This window comes from Microbispora sitophila (assembly GCF_014892245.1).
GTDB classification, from domain to species: domain Bacteria; phylum Actinomycetota; class Actinomycetes; order Streptosporangiales; family Streptosporangiaceae; genus Microbispora; species Microbispora siamensis.
On sequence record NZ_JADBGC010000029.1, the window covers coordinates 25,167 to 43,519 of the forward strand.

The 18,353-nt window shown below is 71.6% G+C and carries 13 protein-coding genes; 6 read left to right on the forward strand and 7 right to left on the reverse strand.

Annotation, left to right across the window (positions count from 1 at the left end; translation table 11 throughout):
* Positions 1 to 15: 15 nt before the first annotated feature.
* The gene (locus IL992_RS38000) at positions 16 to 1,320 is read right to left on the reverse strand and encodes a M50 family metallopeptidase (protein WP_193208146.1); all 1,305 of its coding nucleotides are present in this window, start codon (positions 1,318 to 1,320) and stop codon (positions 16 to 18) included.
* A gap of 190 nt (positions 1,321 to 1,510) precedes the next feature.
* Here IL992_RS38000 and IL992_RS38005 point away from each other — a divergent pair, with 190 nt between their 5' ends.
* Positions 1,511 to 2,116 carry a response regulator transcription factor gene (locus IL992_RS38005; protein WP_193208147.1) on the forward strand — a complete coding sequence of 202 codons (606 nt, stop codon included), beginning with the start codon at positions 1,511 to 1,513 and terminating at the stop codon, positions 2,114 to 2,116.
* Between the two features lie 4 nt (positions 2,117 to 2,120).
* Here the strand turns inward: IL992_RS38005 and IL992_RS38010 are convergent, their stop codons facing one another.
* Positions 2,121 to 3,233: a PP2C family protein-serine/threonine phosphatase gene (locus IL992_RS38010; protein ID WP_193208148.1), complete on the reverse strand. Its 1,113-nt coding sequence runs from the start codon at positions 3,231 to 3,233 to the stop codon at positions 2,121 to 2,123.
* Positions 3,234 to 3,350: 117 nt separating this feature from the next.
* Here IL992_RS38010 and IL992_RS38015 point away from each other — a divergent pair, with 117 nt between their 5' ends.
* The gene (locus IL992_RS38015) at positions 3,351 to 4,580 is read left to right on the forward strand and encodes a GNAT family N-acetyltransferase (RefSeq protein ID WP_193208149.1); all 1,230 of its coding nucleotides are present in this window, start codon (positions 3,351 to 3,353) and stop codon (positions 4,578 to 4,580) included.
* A 54-nt stretch (positions 4,581 to 4,634) separates the two neighbouring features.
* The gene (locus IL992_RS38020; protein WP_193208150.1) at positions 4,635 to 4,808 is read left to right on the forward strand and encodes a hypothetical protein; all 174 of its coding nucleotides are present in this window, start codon (positions 4,635 to 4,637) and stop codon (positions 4,806 to 4,808) included.
* Positions 4,809 to 4,824: 16 nt separating this feature from the next.
* Here the strand turns inward: IL992_RS38020 and IL992_RS38025 are convergent, their stop codons facing one another.
* Positions 4,825 to 5,295 (reverse strand): ribose-5-phosphate isomerase, encoded by a 471-nt coding sequence (locus tag IL992_RS38025; RefSeq protein WP_193208151.1) that lies wholly within the window; start codon positions 5,293 to 5,295, stop codon positions 4,825 to 4,827.
* Between the two features lie 108 nt (positions 5,296 to 5,403).
* On the opposite strand from IL992_RS38025, the gene def reads away from it, so the two are divergent.
* Complete coding sequence (gene def / locus IL992_RS38030) at positions 5,404 to 5,892, forward strand: peptide deformylase (RefSeq protein WP_193208152.1); 489 nt, start codon at positions 5,404 to 5,406, stop codon at positions 5,890 to 5,892.
* Positions 5,893 to 5,896: 4 nt separating this feature from the next.
* On the opposite strand, the gene IL992_RS38035 is transcribed toward def, so the two are convergent.
* Both IL992_RS38035 and IL992_RS38040 read right to left on the reverse strand, forming a co-directional pair.
* Complete coding sequence (locus IL992_RS38035; protein ID WP_193208218.1) at positions 5,897 to 7,303, reverse strand: aldehyde dehydrogenase family protein; 1,407 nt, start codon at positions 7,301 to 7,303, stop codon at positions 5,897 to 5,899.
* 95 nt (positions 7,304 to 7,398) lie between these two features.
* On the reverse strand, positions 7,399 to 8,007 hold the full coding sequence (locus IL992_RS38040) for a mycothiol-dependent nitroreductase Rv2466c family protein (protein ID WP_193208153.1): 609 nt from the start codon (positions 8,005 to 8,007) through the stop codon (positions 7,399 to 7,401).
* Positions 8,008 to 8,189: 182 nt separating this feature from the next.
* Here IL992_RS38040 and pepN point away from each other — a divergent pair, with 182 nt between their 5' ends.
* Positions 8,190 to 10,754, forward strand: coding sequence for an aminopeptidase N (gene pepN / locus IL992_RS38045; protein ID WP_193208154.1), 2,565 nt, complete (start codon positions 8,190 to 8,192; stop codon positions 10,752 to 10,754).
* A 39-nt stretch (positions 10,755 to 10,793) separates the two neighbouring features.
* On the opposite strand, the gene IL992_RS38050 is transcribed toward pepN, so the two are convergent.
* Positions 10,794 to 11,273: a hypothetical protein gene (locus IL992_RS38050; RefSeq protein ID WP_193208155.1), complete on the reverse strand. Its 480-nt coding sequence runs from the start codon at positions 11,271 to 11,273 to the stop codon at positions 10,794 to 10,796.
* Positions 11,255 to 17,410, reverse strand: a complete 6,156-nt coding sequence (locus tag IL992_RS48010) for a DNRLRE domain-containing protein (RefSeq protein ID WP_264295173.1) — start codon at positions 17,408 to 17,410, stop codon at positions 11,255 to 11,257. Before IL992_RS48010 ends, IL992_RS38050 begins: the two co-directional genes overlap by 19 nt.
* A gap of 391 nt (positions 17,411 to 17,801) precedes the next feature.
* Between IL992_RS48010 and IL992_RS38060 the strand changes: the two genes are divergently transcribed.
* Positions 17,802 to 18,353, forward strand: a complete 552-nt coding sequence (locus IL992_RS38060; protein ID WP_193208157.1) for a LemA family protein — start codon at positions 17,802 to 17,804, stop codon at positions 18,351 to 18,353.

The window sequence follows — 18,353 nt, forward strand, 5'->3', positions numbered from 1 at the left end:
CCTGCCCGGCGAGGCTCAGCCGGACAGGCGGACCGGGTTGACGAGGTCGGCGTAGATGAGAAGGCCGCCCATGACGACCAGCAGGGCCGCCATGACGTACGTCAGCGGGAGCGCCTTGGCCACGTCCACGTAACCGGGGACGGGCCGGCGGCGCACCCGCGCCAAGGCCCGCTTGACGCCCTCCCACAGGCCGCCGGCGATGTGACCGCCGTCCAGCGGCAGCAGCGGGATCAGGTTGAACATGCCCACCGCGAGGTTCAGGCCGGCCAGCAGATTGATGAAGATCTCGATCTTGTTTTCGACCGAGAGGTCAGAGGCGGCGATCTCACCGCCGATGCGGCCCGCCCCGACGATGCCGATCGGCCCGTTCGGATCGCGCTTCTCGCCCGAGAACGCGGCGTTCCACACGCCGACCATCTTCTTGGGGATGTTGACCATCGCGACGGCGGTGCGCTCGGTCAGGTCCCACATCTGCCCGACGACGTAGCCGGGGCCCTTCTTCTCGACGACGATGGTCGGGCTCACGCCCAGGAAGCCGACGTTCTTCTCGACCTTGTCGGGGTCGGTCAGCGAGGGCATGTCCTGCGCGATCAGGTCGACCTTCACGTCGGTCCGCTGCCCGGCCCGCTCGATGCCGAGCGTCGTCACCCCCGCGCCGTGCTCCCGGATCAGCCGCTGCGCGCTCTCCCAGCCGGTCACCGGGGTGCCGCCGATGGCGACGATGCGGTCGCCGGGTCGCAGGCCCGCCTTGGCGGCGGGCGTCAGGGGGTCGCTGTCCCGGCAGTCGCGGTGCCCCGCCTCGGCGGCGGGGATGGCGCACTTGGACACCGAGGACACGACCGGCGTCTGCCCGCGTACGCCGAACCCCATCATCACGACGGCGAACAGCACGAACGCGAGCACGAAGTTCATCGCCGGGCCGCCGGCCATGATGATGACCTTCTGCCACCAGGGCTTGCGGTAGAAGACCCGGTTCTCGTCACCCGGCCGGATCTCCTCGGACGCGACCGCCCGCGCGTTCTCGATGAGGCCCTGCCAGGGGCCCGTGGAGACGCTGCGCAGCTTGCCGGGCTCGTCCGAGGGGCGCGGCGGGAGCATGCCGATCATGCGGATGTAGCCGCCGAGCGGGATCCACTTCACGCCGTACTCGGTCTCGCCCCGCCTGCGCGACCACATCGTGGGCCCGAAGCCGACCATGTATTGAGTCACGCGGACGCCGAAGAGCTTGGCGGGCACGAGGTGCCCGATCTCGTGAAGCGCGATCGAGAGGAGCAGACCCACGAAGACGATCACGAATCCGGCCACGATGAGCCAGCTCATCAGCGCGTACCTCCGAATCGGAGAAGGTGCCCTGGCAGACGAAGCACCCTTCGAGCGTAGCCCACCCGCACGAGGGCGAAGACTTTTCCGGCGCGCGATCGGCTTGCCCGTGTGTGACCGATTGGGGACACTTCGTTGACAGTACGGAGTTGGTCGATCACCCTTTGAGAGACGTCCAGAGGGGAGAGCCTTGATCCGGATTCTGGTGGCCGAACACCTTCCGTTGGTACGGCGAGGCCTGGTCGCGTCCCTCGACGGGGAGGACGACCTGCGGGTGGTCGCGGACGTCGGGTCGGGCGAGGACATCGTGCCCGCGGCCCTGGACGTGCGGCCGGACGCCGCCGTCATCGACGCGGACCTGCCCGGGGTGGACGGGCTCAACGCGGCCGCGCGGCTCGGAGAGAAGGCGCCGCGCTGCCGCGTGATGCTGCTGTCGGCGCAGCCCAGCCCGGGTCACGTCAAGCGGGCCTTCGCGGCGGGCGTCCTGGGCTACCTGAGCATCGAGGTGGCCCCCGAGCAACTCGCCGACGGCATCCGCCGGATGATCGCCGGACGCCGGGTCGTCGACTCCGAGCTGGCGGTCGCCGCGCTGGAGGCCGCCGACTGCCCGCTGACGCCGAGGGAGCACGAGGTGCTGCGGCTCGCGGCGGGGGGCGCGCGGTCGAAGGACATCGCCGCCGAGCTGGGCCTGTCCGTCGGCACCGTGCGCAACCACCTGTCGCGCATCCTCGTCAAGACCGGAGCGCGCAACCGCGTCGACGCCGTCAGGATCGCCACCGACTCCGGCTGGCTGTAGGAACTCAGGGGCGCCAGATCAGGACGAGCGCGCAGTCGTCGTTGTGGCCTGAGGACATCGACTGGACGAGCTGCCGGGCCTTGTCGCGGAATCCCGACGGCAGCAGCCGCTCGGCCTCGCCCAGCAACCGGTCGAGCCCGGCGTCGATGTCCCGGCCGGGCTGCTCGATCAGCCCGTCGGTGAACAGCATGAGCGCGTCGCCCTTGCGCAGCACCCCGCTGTCGGTCTCGCAGGCCAGGTCGGGCACCACGCCGAGCACGACGCCCTTCGCCGTGGAGACCCGCCACGTGCCCGACCCGGAGTCGAACCGGACCACGGGCGGGTGCCCGGCCGAGGTGATCGTGTACTCCCCCGTGGACAGGTCGAGTTCCAGGTGGACGGCGGTGACGAACCCCTCGTCCCCGAGCTGGCGGTGCAGGTAGGAGTTGCACGCGGCGAGGAAGTCGTCCACCGAGCCGAGCAGGCCTCCGAAGGTGCCCGACAGCATGAGCGCGCGTGTTCCCGCGTCCACGCCCTTGCCGGACACGTCGACGACCGCCACCCGGACCCGGTCGCCCTCCCGCATCGAGACGACGAAGTCGCCGCCGAACGACGATCCCCCCGCCTGCTTCAGCACCACCTTGCCGCCCCAGTCCTTGGGCAGCGGCGGCAGCTCGCTCTGCCGCTTGAGCCGGTCGCGCAGCTCCAGCAGCATCGCGTCGCCGCGCAGCCCCTGGACGCCGAGCTTGCCCCGCGTCCGCGCCATCATCCAGGCCAGCACGGCGGTGAAGGCCATCGTGATCAGCAGGCCGGGGCCGACGCTGAGCACTCCCCTGACCGGACCCATGTACGCCAGGGACGCCACGACCACGCACAGCAGGATCGCGAGGCTGCGCAGCCGGAGCTGGAGGCCGCCGATCAGCGTGAAGAGGATCAGCAGCGAGGGCGAGAACCAGTACGGCGACACCTCCGCGTCGAGCACGCCGACCACGATGGTGAGCACGACGAGAGCGATGAGGAGGTACCGGTCCTTCGACCAAACTTTCCTGACAAAACGGACCAACGGCACCAGGAGCGGCACGCGCGCCAGGAGCGCGCGCAGCCGAGGAGGGATCAGCGGCGCCGGACGGGAAGTCATGATGGCCTCGACTGTATCCGGACATCCCAGGTGGCGGCACCTGCTTGACCAACGTCTAGATCATCCGGCACGGATATTGGGTCGCCTCACGCGGCGGCCCGCTTCTACGGTGTTTCGATGAGCATCGCCGTGCGCCCCATCGAGGCATCCGAGTGGCCGGCCTTCGTCGCCGTCAACTATGAGGCGTTCAGCGCCACCTATCCCTTGGAGATCGCCGACCGGTGGCTCGATGTCCTGGAGATCGACCGCCTGCTGTCCGCCTTCGACGGCGACCTGATGGTCGGCTGCGCCGGCGCGCTGTCCTTCGAGATGACGGTCCCCGGCGGGCCGATCCCCGTGGCCGGTGTCACGTCGGTGGGCGTGCTCCCCTCGCATCGCCGCCGCGGCGTGCTGACCGCGCTGATGACCCGGCAGCTGCACGGCCTGCACGAGGACGGCCGCGAGGCCGTCGCCGCGCTCTACGCCAGCCAGGCGGGCATCTACGGGCGCTTCGGGTACGGCAGGGCCGCCGACACCCTGAACTTCCGCATCCCCACCCACGGATCGGCCTTCACGCGCTCGGCCCCCGCCGACCCGGCGCTGCGCCTGCGCGTGGCCACCCCGGCGGATGCGCTGGCCGATCTTCGGCGGATCTACGACGCCGTACGCCCCGGCCGTCCCGGCCTGTACGGGCGCTCGGAAGGGTACTGGCGGACCGAGATCCTCCCGGACACCGAGCACGACCGCGGCGGGATGGGCCCGCTGCGCTGCCTGATCGCGGAGGACGCGGCGGGAGCGCGCGGTTACGCGCTGTTCCGGGCGAAGGCCGACTGGGACGAGCACGGCGTGCCGGACGGGGAGGTCCGGCTCCTTGAGTTGTTCGCCTCCGACCCCGCGGCGTACGCGCTGGTCTGGCGTGGCGTCCTCGACCGGGACCTGTGCTCGGTCGTCCACGCCGAGCGGCGGCCGGTGGACGACCCGATCACGCACCTGCTGGCCGAACCCCGCCGGCTCAACGCCGCCTGGTTCGACGACCTGTGGATCCGCCTGGTGGACGTGGACCGGGCCCTGGCCTCCCGCGCCTACGCGGCCCCGGCCGACCTGGTGCTGGAAGTCCAGGACGAGTTCTGCCCGTGGAACGCCGGCCGCCGGCGCCTCGTCACCGACAAGGCGTCCTGCGAACCGACCGGCGCACCCGCCGACCTCACGCTGCCGGTCGACGTGCTGGGCGCGGCGTACCTCGGCGGGCGGCCCCTGCGGGCGGCGGCGGACGCCGGGCTGGTGCGGGAGCACCGGCCGGGGGCCCTGCGCGAGCTGTCGGCCGCGATGGCGTGGGACCCGGCCCCTTGGGGCTGCCGGGTGTTCTGAGACGCGCCGCCGACAGCCGGGGCGCAGGCTTCGGAACCGCGTAGGCTCCAGAACATGGCGTTGCAGAGTTTGCAGATCACCGCGATCACGGCCATGCGGGCCCGCGACGTGTCCCGGCCGACGCCGGAGCAGCAGGAGGCCGCCGACGAGCGGCCGCTGCGCGACGAGGCGCCCCGGCGGGAGCCCCGCCGGGGACGCGACAGGGACACCCGCCAGGCGCAGAGCTAGACAGGGTTAGACGGGGTCAGGCGGGCAGCGGCGGCAGTTCGCCGGTCGCCTCGTAGTCGGCGAGCTGGCGGATCCGCCGGGCGTGCCGCTCGGCCCCCGAGAACGGCGTGGCCAGGAAGAGCCCGACGAACCTGGCGGCCTCCTCCGGCGTGTGCTGCCGGGCGCCCAGGCTGATCACGTTGGCGTCGTTGTGCTCGCGGGCCAGCTTCGCCGTGTCCTCGTTCCAGGCGAGGGCCGCACGCACCCCCCGCACCTTGTTGGCGGCGATCTGCTCGCCGTTCCCGGAGCCGCCGATCACCACCCCGAGGCTGCCCGCGTCGCCGGCCACGCCCTGCGCGGCGCGCAGCACGAACGGCGGGTAGTCGTCCTCCGCGTCGTAGACGTGGGGACCGCAGTCCTCCACCTCGTGGCCCTGCTCCTTCAGCCAGGAGACAAGGTGATTCTTCAGCTCGTAGCCGGCATGGTCGGCACCGATGTAGACACGCACGACACAAGTTTCCCAGAAAGCCTCTGGCGGAGACGACCCCGGGCTCCACTAAAGTAATAGCCGAGATGGGCTTCCGTCCCTTACACCCTCCGGCTTGACAGGAGTGTCATGCGCGAGCTTCGTTATGTCGGCGACCCGGTCCTGCGTACCCCCGCAGAACCGGTGACGGACTTCGACCGCGAGCTGCGCCGGCTGATCGACGAGATGTTCGCGGTCATGTACCAGGCCGACGGCGTCGGGCTCGCCGGGCCGCAGATCGGCGTGGGCCGGCGACTGTTCGTCTACGACATCAGCAACCGCAAGGGCCACGTGATCAACCCGGAGCTGACGATCGACGACCCCGAGCAGGTCGTCGAGGAGGAGGGCTGCCTGTCGGTGCCCGGCAAGGAGACCGGCAAGCCGCTGTACGCCCCGACCCCCCGCGCCGCCGGGGTCACCCTGCGCGGGGTCGACAAGCTCGGCCGGCCCGTCGCCGTCAAGGCCCGCGGCATGCTCGCCCGGTGCTTCCAGCACGAGTTCGACCACCTCGAGGGCACGCTGTACGTCGACCGGCTGGGCAAGGACGAGCGCCGCAAGATCCTCCTGCAGGCGCCCTGACGTCCTACAGCTGGATGGCCTTGACCTCCAGGAACTCCTCCAGGCCGAACTCGCCGAGCTCGCGCCCGATCCCGGAGTGCTTGTAGCCGCCGAACGGCGCCATCATGTTGAAACGGCCGCCGTTGACCGCCACCTGCCCGGTGCGCAGGCGGCGCGCGACCGCGAGCGCCTTGTCCTCGGTGCCCGCCCACACCGCCCCGGCCAGCCCGTACGGCGTGCCGTTGGCGATCTCGACGGCCTCGTTCTCCGACGCGAACGGGATGATCGACAGCACCGGGCCGAAGATCTCCTCCTGCTCGATCGACATGCCGGGAGACACGCCCGCGAAGATCGCGGGCTCGACGTAGTAACCCCGTTCCATCGGGTTGTCGGTCCCGCCGAGCACGAGCCGGGCGCCCTCCTCCTGGCCGCGGTTGATGTACCTGACGACCCGGTCGCGCTGGGCGGCGGACACCAGCGGCCCGAGGCGCGTGCCCTCGGCGAACGGATCGCCGGGGACGTAGGCGCCGGCCGCCGCCACGGCGAGCCGTACGGCGTCGTCGTACTGGTCCCAGTGGACGAGCATCCGGGTCAGCGCCGAGCAGGTCTGGCCCGAGTTGAGGTAGGCGCCCGCGACCCCGTTCTTCACCGCCTTCTCCAGGTCGGCGTCGGGGAGGATGATGTTCGCCGACTTGCCGCCCAGCTCCAGGGCCACCCGCTTGACCGTCTCGGCCGCGAGGGCCGCGACCCGGCGGCCGGCCCTGGTGGACCCGGTGAACGACACCATGTCCACGTCCGGATGGGCGGCGATGGCCTCGCCGACCACCGGCCCGTGGCCGCTGACCATGTTGAACACGCCGGGCGGCAGGCCGACCTCGTGGAAGATGTCGGCCAGCGCGTACGCCGCGAGCGGCGCGACCTCGCTCGGCTTGAGCACGACGGTGCAGCCGGCCGCGAGGGCCGGGGCCACCTTGCACACGACCTGGTGGAGCGGGTAGTTCCACGGCGTGATCGCGCCGACCACGCCGACGGGCTCCCGCACGACGAGCGAGTTGCCCACGCGGCCGGCGTCGAACTCGTACCGCTTGGCGAGGTCGGCGTAGGAGGCCAGCACCTCGGCGGGCATCAGCGTCTGCACCTTCAGCGCGAGCGTGAGCGGGGCTCCCATGTCGGTGGCGATCGTCGCCGCGATCTCCTTGGCGCGCTCCTGCAGCAGCCCGGCCGACGCCCCCAGGAACGCGGCGCGTTCCGCCGGTTCCAGGGCCGACCACGACGGGAAGGCGGCACGGGCGGCGGCGACGGCGGACTCGACGTCGGCGGGCGCCCCGGCGGGCACTTGGTCCACGACCTCCTCGGTCGCGGGGTTGACGATGTCGACGGCCTCGCGGGAGGAGGACGGGACCCAGGCTCCGTTCACGTAGAGGTGACGCATGTCACTCATCCTTGCGCCTCCGCTGTCAGATGGCGAGCCTTCCAGCGGAAACCTTTCCGGTCACTTCGCGCGACGGTGAAGGAGCCTGTGAAGTCTCAGGTGAAGATCGGGTCGCGGGTCCTGGACCTCTTCAGCTCGAAGAAGCCGTCGGTGCCGGCGACGAGCAGGACGCCGTCCCACAGACGCGCGGCGGCCTCGCCCCTGGGGATGGGCGAGACGACGGGGCCGAAGAACGCCGCGCCCTCGACGGCGATGACCGGCGTGCCGACCTCCTGGCCGACCAGGTCGATGCCCTCGCCGTGCGAGCGCCGGATCGCCTCGTCGTACTCGTCCGAGTCGTGCGCCGCCACCAGCGCGGGGTCGAGCCCGGCGGCGGTGAGGGCCTCGGCGATCGTGTCCCGGCCGCGCTCGCGCCCCTCGTCGTGGAAGCGCCGGCCGATCTCGGTGTAGAGGTCGCCGAGGACCTCCTCGCCGTACTTGTCCGCGGCGGCGGCCACCACCCGTACGGCGCCGAGCGTCTGCTTGATCCGCTCGCGGTAGTCGTCGGGGATGTCCTTGTCCTCGTTCAGCACCGCCAGGCTCATGATGTGCCAGCGCACGTCGATGGGACGGAGCGCGGCCACCTCGTGGATCCAGCGTGAAGTGATCCACGCCCAGGGGCAGGCGGGGTCGAACCAGAAATCGACAAGCTTTCGGTCGGACACTGTGACACCCTCTCGAACGGACTATGGTTCCCTCGGTCGTCAACCCGGGCAAGAAATCTCCTATTCCAGGTAGGAGCGATCTCGAATCCGCCTTGTCGCCGCGACGTGGCAGGATTCATGCAATCCCTGACGCGACGGGGCGGCGGGGATCGGGGGCGTTGATCATGTGATGAGGAGCGGGTGTGGCAGGGAATCTGACACGGGACGAGGCTCGGGAGCGTGCTCGGCTGCTCTCCGTCCAGTCCTACCAGGTCGAACTCGACCTGACGGAGGGCGAGGAGCGGTTCGAGAGCATCACGACGGTCCACTTCACGTCGGACCGCGAGGGGGCGGACACGTTCATCGACCTGCACGGCGCGCACGTGCGGAAGGTCGTACTCAACGGCAGGGAGCTGGACGTCAGCACCTACGACGCCGAGAAGGGCCGCATCCCGCTGCCGGGGCTGGCCGGGCACAACGAGCTGCGCGTGGACGCGGACTGCTCCTACATGCGCACCGGTGAGGGCCTGCACCGCTTCGTCGACCCCGTGGACCAGCAGGTCTACCTGCACAGCCAGTTCGAGACGGCCGACGCGCACCGGATGTACGCCTGCTTCGACCAGCCGGACCTCAAGGCGACCTTCGAGCTGACCGTCCTCGCCCCCGGCGACTGGGAGGTGGTGTCCAACGCCGCCCCCGACGCGGTCGAGGCGCTGGCGGAGCACCGCGGGCGGCACGGCACGCTGCAGGCCGCCAGGCGCTGGCACTTCCCGCCGACCCCCGTCATGTCGACGTACATCACGGCCCTCGTCGCCGGGCCGTACGCGGTCGTGCGGGACGAGCACGACGGGATCCCGCTCGGGATCTACGTGCGGCGCTCGCTCGCGCAGTACCTCGACCCCGAGAACATCTTCGAGGTCACCAAGCAGGGCTTCGACTTCTTCCACCGCGTCTTCGGCCTGCGCTACCCCTTCGGCAAGTACGACCAGCTGTTCGTGCCGGAGTTCAACGCGGGCGCCATGGAGAACGCGGGCGCGGTGACGTTCCTGGAGGACTACGTCTTCCGCTCGCGCGTGACCGACGCGCTCATCGAGCGCCGCGCCGAGACGATCCTGCACGAGATGGCGCACATGTGGTTCGGCGACCTCGTCACCATGCGCTGGTGGGACGACCTGTGGCTGAACGAGTCGTTCGCCACCTACATGTCCGTGCTGTGCCAGGCCGAGGCCACCCGGTGGGGCCAGGGCGCGTGGACGACGTTCGCCAACGTCGAGAAGGCCTGGGCCTACCGGCAGGACCAGCTGCCCTCCACCCACCCCATCGCCGCCGACATCCCGGACATGCAGGCCGTCGAGGTCAACTTCGACGGCATCACGTACGCCAAGGGCGCCTCGGTGCTCAAGCAGCTCGTCGCGTACGTGGGGCTCGACAACTTCCTCGCCGGGGTGCGCGACTACTTCAACGAGCACGCCTGGAAGAACACCACCCTGCAGGACCTGCTGTCGGCGCTGGAGCGCACCTCCGGGCGCGACCTGTCGTCCTGGTCGAAGGAGTGGCTGGAGACCTCGGGCGTCAACACGCTGCGGCCGTCGTTCACGACCGACGACGAGGGCCGGTTCCTGAGCTTCGACGTGCTGCAGGAGGCCACGCAGGAGCACCCGACGCTGCGCTCGCACCGGGTGGCCATCGGCCTGTACTCGCTGCGCGACGGCGTGCTGACCAGGACCAAGCGGGTCGAGCTCGACGTCGTCGGCGCGCGCACGGCCGTGCCCGAGCTGGTCGGCGAGGTCCAGCCCGACCTGGTGCTGGTGAACGACGACGACCTCACCTACGCCAAGATCCGGCTCGACGAGCGATCGCTGCGCACCCTCGTCGGCGGCGGGATCACCGCGTTCACCGAGTCGCTGCCCCGCGCGCTGTGCTGGTCGGCCGCCTGGGACATGACGCGGGACGCCGAGATGGCCACCCGCGACTACGTCAAGCTCGTCGTCTCCGGCATCGACTCGGTGCGCGACATGACCGTCCTGCAGACCGTGCTGCGTCAGGCCCGCCAGGCCGTGCAGCAGTACGCCGACCCGGCGTGGCGGGCCACCGGCCTGGCCGAGCTGGCCGGCGCGCTGCGCCGCCTCGTCGCGGCGGCCGAGCCGGGCTCGGACCACCAGCTCGCCTACGTCAACGCCCTCGCCGCGACCGCCACCTCCTCCGAAGACCTGGCGTTCCTCAAGGGCGTGCTCGACGGCACCGAGGTGCTCGAGGGCCTCACCGTCGACGCCGACCTGCGCTGGACGCTCATCCAGTCGCTCGTGTCCGGCGGCGTCCTCGGCAGCGGGGACATCGACGCGGAGCTGGCCAGGGACGCCACGGCGACCGGCGAGCGCTCGGCCGCCACCAGCCGGGCCTCGATCCCGACCCCGGAGGCCAAGGCCGAGACCTGGGCGACGATCGTGGGCGGACAGCTGAGCGGCGCGCTGCTGCGCGCCACGATCCTCGGCTTCGTCGACCCGCAGCACCCCGAGCTGCTGGAGCCGTACGCCGACCGGTACTTCGAGGAGGTCGGGCGGATCTGGAGCGAGTGGACCTCCGACATGGCGCAGAACTTCGCCATCGGCTGCTACCCCGCGCTGCTGATCCGTCCGGAGACCGTGGCCCGCACACAGGACCACATCAGCGACAAGCAGCCGCCGCACGCGCTGCGGCGCCTGCTGCTGGAGGGCGCGGACGGTGTCAGCCGGGCGCTGCGCGCCCGGGCGCGGGACGCCTCCGCCTGATCCTGATCCCGTACCACGGACGCCCCCTGACCAGCGTGGTCAGGGGGCGTCGTTGTCTTCCGCGCCGCTGTTTTCCGGCTGCGTCGTGTTCTCCGGAGGGGACGGGGGCCGCGAGCCGAACGCGCGGACGACGTGCAGCACGCCGTCACTGATCGCCACGGCACCCAGGACGACCGCGGCCGAGGCGGCGATCACGGCCGCCGGTGGCCGCATCCCCATCTCCCCGGCACGCAGCGCCCACCAGAACGCCGGCGGCCCGAACGCCAGCCAGTAGGCGGCCCCGGCCAGTTCCCTGCGCCGCGAACGGGCCGTCGTGAACCGCCCGCCCGGCAGCCACGCGCAGTACGCGACGTGGGCCGCCACGGCGGGCCACAGCCATCCGGTCACGCCTCCCGCCGCCAGAAGGAGGGCACCGGTCAGGAACGGCAGGCCCGCCAGGCAGACGAGAAGGCGGGGGCGCCGGGAGGAGCGCTCCTCCCGATGCCCCCGGTTCGCGCGGCTCAGAAGATCCGCCGCCATCTGCGATAGATGCGGTAGCCGTACCTCACGCCGCGGAAGACGCCGTACGACGTGCCCCATCCGGCGCCGGAGATGCCGCCGAGCGCGGCTCCGCGCCAGAAGTAGTTGTGGCAGTTGCGCCAGGCACGCCGGTAGGCGCAGTACCCCACGCCGGAGGCGCCGCCGATGTAGCCCCCGCGGCTCGTCCAGACCCGCCCGTGGTGGGCGGTCCTGTAGGCGAAGCGCCAGCCGCGGCGGCCCCAGCGCTTGCCCCAGCGCGCCACCCGGGGAGCGGCCCACCTCGCCCCGCTCCAGATCGCCCGGCCGGCCCGGGCGCAGAAGCGGATGCAGGCCTGGACGCCGAGGCGGACCAGGAAGGCCCACTTCCCGTCGAGGTCCGTGCAGTTGACCGGGTCGCCCATGCAGTACTCGTAGGCGTTGGCGCTGCCGCCCTCGACCGGGTCGAGCTGGAGGAACCGGCCGAGCGACGGATCGTAGAGCCGCACGCCCATGAGCATCACGCCGTCCAGGGTCTCGGCCGACCGCTGCTTGCCACCCAGCCAGCCGTACCGCTGGGGCCGCGAGCGCGACACGCCGAACTCGTCGGCGTCGAGCACCGTGGCCTCGCCCGTGCCGAGCACGAGCTCGGTCCCGACGTCGCCGTGCAGGGTGGTGAGCTGAAGCCGGACGTCACCGGTCTTCGCGGTGGTCGCCACGAGGTCGCCGTCGATTCCCGAGACGTTCCTCGTGACGTCCCCGGTCGAGACGTTCTCGACGATCCAGTCGGGCGAGTCGCTCTCGGAGCCGTAGTGGTTGACCTTGGTCCAGGACGGGCTCCACGTGCCGCCCGACTCGGTCTCGGCCGTGAAGGACCTGATCCGGCCGGCCGCGTCCAGCGACCAGGTCATCCGGTCGGACCCGATCGTCTGGCGGCGCACCAGGTCGTCGACGTGATACTCCAGCGACCGGCCCCCGGGCAGCGACGTGGTCCGGCCGAGCGCGTCGTAGGCGTACCCGTCGCCCACCAGCCGGTCGCCCGAGTCGTAGCCGTACGCGGTGATCGCCGCCGCCGAGTCGTCGGCCTGCGGGCACTCCGTCTCACCGGTCTGCACGGCGAGCCGGGTGCGGTTCGAGTTCTCGTCGTAGGTGTACCGCCGGAGCGTGCACTGTTCGCCCGCGGTGTCGCGCACCGACGTCAGGCGGCCCGCCTTGTCGTACCCGTACACCTGGGACGCGCCCGAGTCGCTGCGCGCGTGGGTGAGCCACTGACCGTGCACGGACTCCGACACCTGCTCGCTGAGCAGCGGCTCGGCCACGCCGTCCCGGGTGAAGATCCGGGAGGTGTCCGCGCCGGTCTCGTCGCCCTCGGCCACCAGGTGCACGCCGCCGGGCAGGTCGCCACCGGTCATCTCGCCGTCGGCGTCGTACTCGGCGGTGAACGTGCCGGCCACGGAGTCGGTGAGGGAGGTGACCAGCCCTCGCGGCTCCTGCTGGTGGTCGTAGGCGTAGACGGTGGTGGACGGCGCGGAGTCGGCGACCTTGACCTTCCTGCCGAGCAGGTCGTACTCGGTCCTGGTCACCCCGCCGTCCGCGTCGGTGTAGGAGATCGTCCTGCCGAGCTTGTCGTAGGCCGTGACGACCCGCTCGATCACCTTGCCCGCCGCGTCGATCCGCTGGTTCTCGAGCACGGCGCCCGTCGCTGGGTCGTAGTAGACGTTGGCCGCGGGCAGCGGCTCGCCGATTCCCCCGCTGGTCCACGTCGTGACCGGGCGTCCGGCCGTGTCGTAGTCGGTGGTGGTGGTCCTGGTCGTGCCGTTCGCGGACTCCGTGAACGTGACGACATCGCCGAACCGGTTGTACGTCGTGGTCTTCACCGGAAGCTGGGACGGGTTCGACCCGCCTCCCGTGATCGCCCCGGCCGGCGCCTTGCGGCAGACGAGCCCGGCCCATTCCGGACGGCCCGCGCAGTCTCCCGAGCCGGTGGCCGAGTAGTACGTGGTCACCGTGGTGCCCGCGTCGGAGCCCTTGGGAAGGGTGGACCTGATCTCCCTGCCCTGGTCGTCGTACTGCGTGGTCTTGGTGATGGCGAGGCCGCCCGGGTCCTGGACGGTCTTGACGGCCTGGCCGAGCTTCCAGTCGTACTCGGTCGCGGTGACCCGCACGTCGGCGTCGGGCCCCTGCCTGCCGAGGATCGCGGCGCCGGCCGCCGCCTTGGTCACGAGGTTCCTGGTCGGCGCGTCGGCGGGCCGGCCCTCGTCGTAGGTGTTCACGGTGTGGGCGCGGGCGACGGCCTGGGAGCCCGCGGGCAGGTCGGGCAGGCCGGCCACGGCGGGGGCCGCCGCCTGCAGGGTCACGGTGTGAACGGGGCCGAGCTTCTCCAGCTCACGCTGGCCCTCGTCGTCGTAGATCGTCCGCGACGACAGCAACTCGGCGCGCTCGGCGGTGCCGAGGCCGGTCAGGCCCAGCTCGGCGAGCCGATCGGCTGAGCCCCGGCCGAGCGCCAGCTCCCGGTTGCCCGCCGTGAGCTCGCGTACGACGTTGCCGAACTTGTCATGCTCCCGGGTGGTCAGGTGTCCGCCGGGCGTGAGGCCGTTCACCTCACGGCCGTTGGCGTCCAGGTAGGTCACGCTCGCCCGGGTCCAGGACGCCTGCGCTCCCGTGCTGGAGCCCGGCCGCTGGTCGGCCGGGAACACCGCGGTCGCGTCGGTCGGGTTGTCCCGCTGGCCCCACGCCGCCGTGTGCTGCGGCCGCATGTCGGCGGGGCCGCCGCCCGCCTTGTCGAGCGGCACGTCGTAGACGATCGTGGTGCGGGCCTCGCCCTCCACCTGGTCGGCCGTGCCCTGCTTGAGCGCCGGCCGGGACACCGAGAGCAGCCGGCCGTCGTTGCCGTCGGCCGGGTCGCCCGCCCTGCCGTACTGGAAGGTCCACGGCAGCGTCCCCGGCGGGGTGAGCGAGGTGACACGGCCCGCGGCGTCGTAGGCGTAGGCCGTCTTCAGCGCGGGGGTCACCCGCGGGTCCCACGCCTCGCGGAGCCGTCCCGAGGCATCGTAGGCGTACTGCGCGAGCGCGACCGGCGTGCCCATCGTCGCCTGCCCGGCCGACGCGCCCGGCGTGGCGCCGTGGAACAGCACCTTGCTCACGCGGCCCGTGTAGTCGCCGAGCGACGAGCCTGTCGCGGTCGTCGTGGTCGCGTAGACCAGCTCAAGCACACGGCAGCCCACCTTGGGCGCGGGCAGGGCGCAGTCGGCGGCGAGATCGGCCACCGCGGGCGTCGGCGCGACGATCGCCTTCAGACGGGTGGCGCCGCCCGACGTCTCGTACACGTAGCGGGTGACGTTCTGCTCGCCCGGCGGCGTCGTGGTGGCCACCAGGTGGACGGCCGAGCCCGACGGCTTGGTGAACGTGGTGACGACCCCGTCGGAGTCCTTCAGGGTGTAGGCGCCGGACGCCGGGCCGGTGAGCGTGAGCTCCTCCGCGCCCTCCTCCGGCTTCCATCCGCTCGCCGACTTCACGAATTGGATGGGCGTCCCGTCGACGAGGGTCAGCTCGGCCGACGTCGCGGAGGTCTCGCGGAGCGTCGCGTAGTCGGTCTCCGCCACCTCGGACACGCCGCCCGCCGACCATTCCGGCCCGAAGGGCGAGGTCTGCCCGCTGACGCGGGTGCCGAGGAGCGGGTCGCGGGAGGAGGCGGTGCGCGAGAGCGAAAGACCGAACTCCGACGCCTCGGTGGCCTCCAGGCGGAAGTCGCCGGTCAGCAGGTTCACGGTGCCGGGGCCGATCTCCTCGGTGGCGGCGCCGGTGGCCTGCCTGTCGGCGACCACGTCGACCGCCGCGGTCGTCGCCGAGCCGCCCGATCCGTTGGCGAACACCGCTCGCACCTGGACGGCGGCGTCCCCGCCGAGCTGGTCGACCATGTTCCAGGTGAGGCCGGACACCTTGGCGGAGCCGTTCGCCGCGGTCGCCGTCACCGGCCAGGACGTGAGCGTCCTGCCGTCGGCGCCCGCCACGGCGGCGGTGGGAAGATCGGCCCAGGCGTCGGTCTCGGCCCTGCGCCATTGGAAGGTCACCCGGTCGAACTCTCCGCGGCCCGCGGCGGCGAGCTCCAGGCGGCGAGCCGTGCGCTGCCCGTCGGTGGGCGAGACGACCGTTCCCGCGCCCACGTTGAACTCGTGGCTCACGGTGGGAGAGGCGTTGCCGGCCTTGTCCACGGTGTAGAAGCTCAGCGTGTGCGTCCCCGAGCTCGCCGGCGTCACCGAGACGGCCTTGGCGGCGCCGGTGGTGAGCACCCGGGTCTCGGCTCCGTCGTCGAGTTTGTAGGCGATCCACCCGGTGTCGCCGTTCGCCGGCTGGATCGTGAACGTGGCGACCTTGCCCGCGTCGCCGTACCAGCCGCCGTCGTTGGGGTGGGAGGTGCTGGTGATGGACGGGGCGGGCGGCTTGGTGGTGTCCACGGTGAACGTGTAGGTCTGGTACGCCTTGGAGGTGAGCGAGCCGTCGTTCGACCAGGCGCGGACCGAGTAGGTCTTGCCGTTCACGAGCTTGCCCGACGCCAGCGCGGAGGCCGACGAGAAGCCGCCGCTGGCGACGTAGCCTCCGTAGACGTCGTTGAAGAGCAGCGTGCTCCCGTCGTAGACGTCGAACAGGCCCCGGACGTTACCCCCGTCGGGGTCGCCCACGTGCGCCCTGAGCTGGGGCGTGGTGGTGTTCGTCCAGTGGGTCGTGGTGCCGCCGTCGGTGTAGTCGCTGTACGGCGAGATCCAGGCCGACAGCGGCGTGGTCGGGTAGGAGTTGTACGTGACCGAGATGTACGGCACGTGCGACGACGCGTTGCCGGAGTTGAACCGCTTCCAGCCGTAGGGGTCGGACTCGTCCGTGGCTCGCAGCCCCATGCCGGACTCCGACCAGCCGTTGTCGGCCCAGTACTGGGCCAGCGAGGTGACGTTGGCGGTGACCCAGCCGTCGGCACAGGACGAGCTGTAGCCCTTGGTCTGAGTGGAGGCCGCGTACTTGGCCGCCATGGCCGGCCCCGGCCACCGCGAGGAGGTGGAGGCGCGGTTGGCGGCCCAGACCTCCCAGCTCTTGGCGGTGCACGACCAGGAGTGGAAGTTCCACAGGTTGAGCGTGGCCGAGAGGATCTTCTTGCCGGCGATGCCGGGCGTCTTCCAGGTGATGAACGACCTGGCGACCTGGCCGCTGCCGTTGTTGCCCAGCTTGAGCTCGGTCGACCCCGACTGGTCGGTGCCGTAGCCCTCCTGGACGAAGGTGTCGAAGACCTGCCCGAGGTTGACCGAGGGGTCCACGGTGACCGGATAGACGGTGGCGGGGTCCGCGAGGAAGGCGGGGTCGGGGGTGACGACCAGGTCCTTGCCGTCGAGCGTCATCCGCACCGCGCCCCTGCGCGGGTGCTCCCCTGACGCCTGGTCGACCGTGGCGTCCCACATCACCGGCGCGGGCACGGTGACGACGGCCTTGCCGTCCTTGCCCGTGAGCTCGATCGCGCCGTCGCCGGTCTGGCGGGCCTTCAGGCCGGGCGCCTTCAGCCGCAGCCGGTACGACAGCTCGCCGCCGGGCCTGCGGTTGAGGATCAGGAACTGCTCGGCTCCCGTCCGGGTCGCGGTCACCCGCAGGTCGGCTCCGGGCGACACCTCCGGGTAGGTGACGTCCTGTCCCGACACCTGAGGCGCCGGCAGCGCGCCACGCCACTGGAGCGTGACCTGCGCGTCACCTTCACCGAGCGTGATCAGGTCGGTGTCCGCCGCCGCCGACCGCGCCTGTCCCCGCGCGCCGATGCGCAGGCCGCGGGAGTGGGACTTCGGCGCCACCGTCCCGTCCGTCATCTTCACGAGGGAGACGTCGACGGGGGCCCAGCCGTCGCCCTGCCTGGTCCTGACGGGACCGGAGAAGGACTCCATGGTGAGCGAGCCGTCGGGATTGGCGTAGGTGGTGGACGTCTCGGTTCGCAGGGACTCGATCTCGGTCCTGCGGCCCGTCAGCCGGGCCGTGAGCCTGGCCGACGGCTCGTCGGCGGCGCTGGGCCCGCCGTCGGGGGTCGCGGAGGGGTCGGCGGAGGCGGCGGCCGTGGCGGGGGCGGGGGACGGCGCCGCCGCGGTGGTCGCGGCGGCCCGGGCCGGCACCTCCTCCACGAGGCTCACCACCATCGTCACGGACAAAGCGGCGGCGACGGCTCGGGCGGGCCCGGCGAAGCCGCGGCGGGGATGCCAGTCGCAAAGGCGACCGAGGGGGGTGTGACCGTGGGGCAATTCGGTTCTCCGATCTCGTCCAAAGATCAACCGCGGTGATCGTAAACGTTTACGATCAAGCCCCGGAACTATCCCGAAGCGGGATTCACGAAGATTTCATCGGGTATCCACCCCACCCGGCGGTCGCCGTGCGCCGCCCCGAAAGCGGGGCGCAAGCCCCGTGCAAGGCCGCCGGGGTGACATGGGGCGCACCGGGTCGTTCACCGGTCGCGGCACCGTCAGCGGTGCGGCGCGCCGGGCCGTTTACAGGGCGAACGGGCCGGGACTACCGTCCGTGCAGGAGGCCCCCATGATCCCCATGATCGTCGTCCTCGCCGTCGTGGCCGTCCTCGTCGCGACGCTCGTCTCCGTCTACAACCGCCTCGTACGCGCCCGCAACAACGCCGACAACGCCTGGGCGCAGATCGACGTGCAGCTCAAGCGCCGCTACGACCTGATCCCCAACCTGGTCGAGACCGTCAAGGGCTACGCCGCGCACGAACGGGCCACGCTGGAGGCCGTCGTCGCGGCGCGCTCCCAGGCCATCGGCGCCCGGGGCCCCGAGGAGCAGGCGGCGGCCGAGAACATGCTGTCCGGCGCGCTGAAGAGCCTGTTCGCGGTGGCCGAGTCCTACCCCGACCTCAAGGCGAGCGCCAACTTCGCCGAGCTGCAGGAGGAGCTGGCCGCCACGGAGAACCGGATCGCCTACTCCCGGCAGTACTACAACGACGCCGTCCTGACCTACAACAACGCCATACAGACGGTTCCCGCCAACATCGTGGCCGGCATGACCGGCTTCACGCCCCGCGAGTACTTCCGGGCGCCCGGCGAGGAGCGCGGCCCCGTGCAGGTCAGGTTCTGA

Bases quoted from the DNA above. Each gene is read 5' to 3' on its own strand.
- IL992_RS38000 (WP_193208146.1), bottom strand. From the start codon at position 1,320: ATGAGCTGGCTCATCGTGGCCGGATTCGTGATCGTCTTCGTGGGTCTG.
- IL992_RS38010 (WP_193208148.1), bottom strand. From the start codon at position 3,233: ATGACTTCCCGTCCGGCGCCGCTGATCCCTCCTCGGCTGCGCGCGCTC.
- IL992_RS38015 (WP_193208149.1), top strand. From the start codon at position 3,351: ATGAGCATCGCCGTGCGCCCCATCGAGGCATCCGAGTGGCCGGCCTTC.
- IL992_RS38020 (WP_193208150.1), top strand. From the start codon at position 4,635: ATGGCGTTGCAGAGTTTGCAGATCACCGCGATCACGGCCATGCGGGCC.
- def (WP_193208152.1), top strand. From the start codon at position 5,404: ATGCGCGAGCTTCGTTATGTCGGCGACCCGGTCCTGCGTACCCCCGCA.
- IL992_RS38035 (WP_193208218.1), bottom strand. From the start codon at position 7,303: ATGCGTCACCTCTACGTGAACGGAGCCTGGGTCCCGTCCTCCTCCCGC.
- IL992_RS38050 (WP_193208155.1), bottom strand. From the start codon at position 11,273: ATGGCGGCGGATCTTCTGAGCCGCGCGAACCGGGGGCATCGGGAGGAG.
- IL992_RS48010 (WP_264295173.1), bottom strand. From the start codon at position 17,410: ATGGTGGTGAGCCTCGTGGAGGAGGTGCCGGCCCGGGCCGCCGCGACC.
- IL992_RS38060 (WP_193208157.1), top strand. From the start codon at position 17,802: ATGATCCCCATGATCGTCGTCCTCGCCGTCGTGGCCGTCCTCGTCGCG.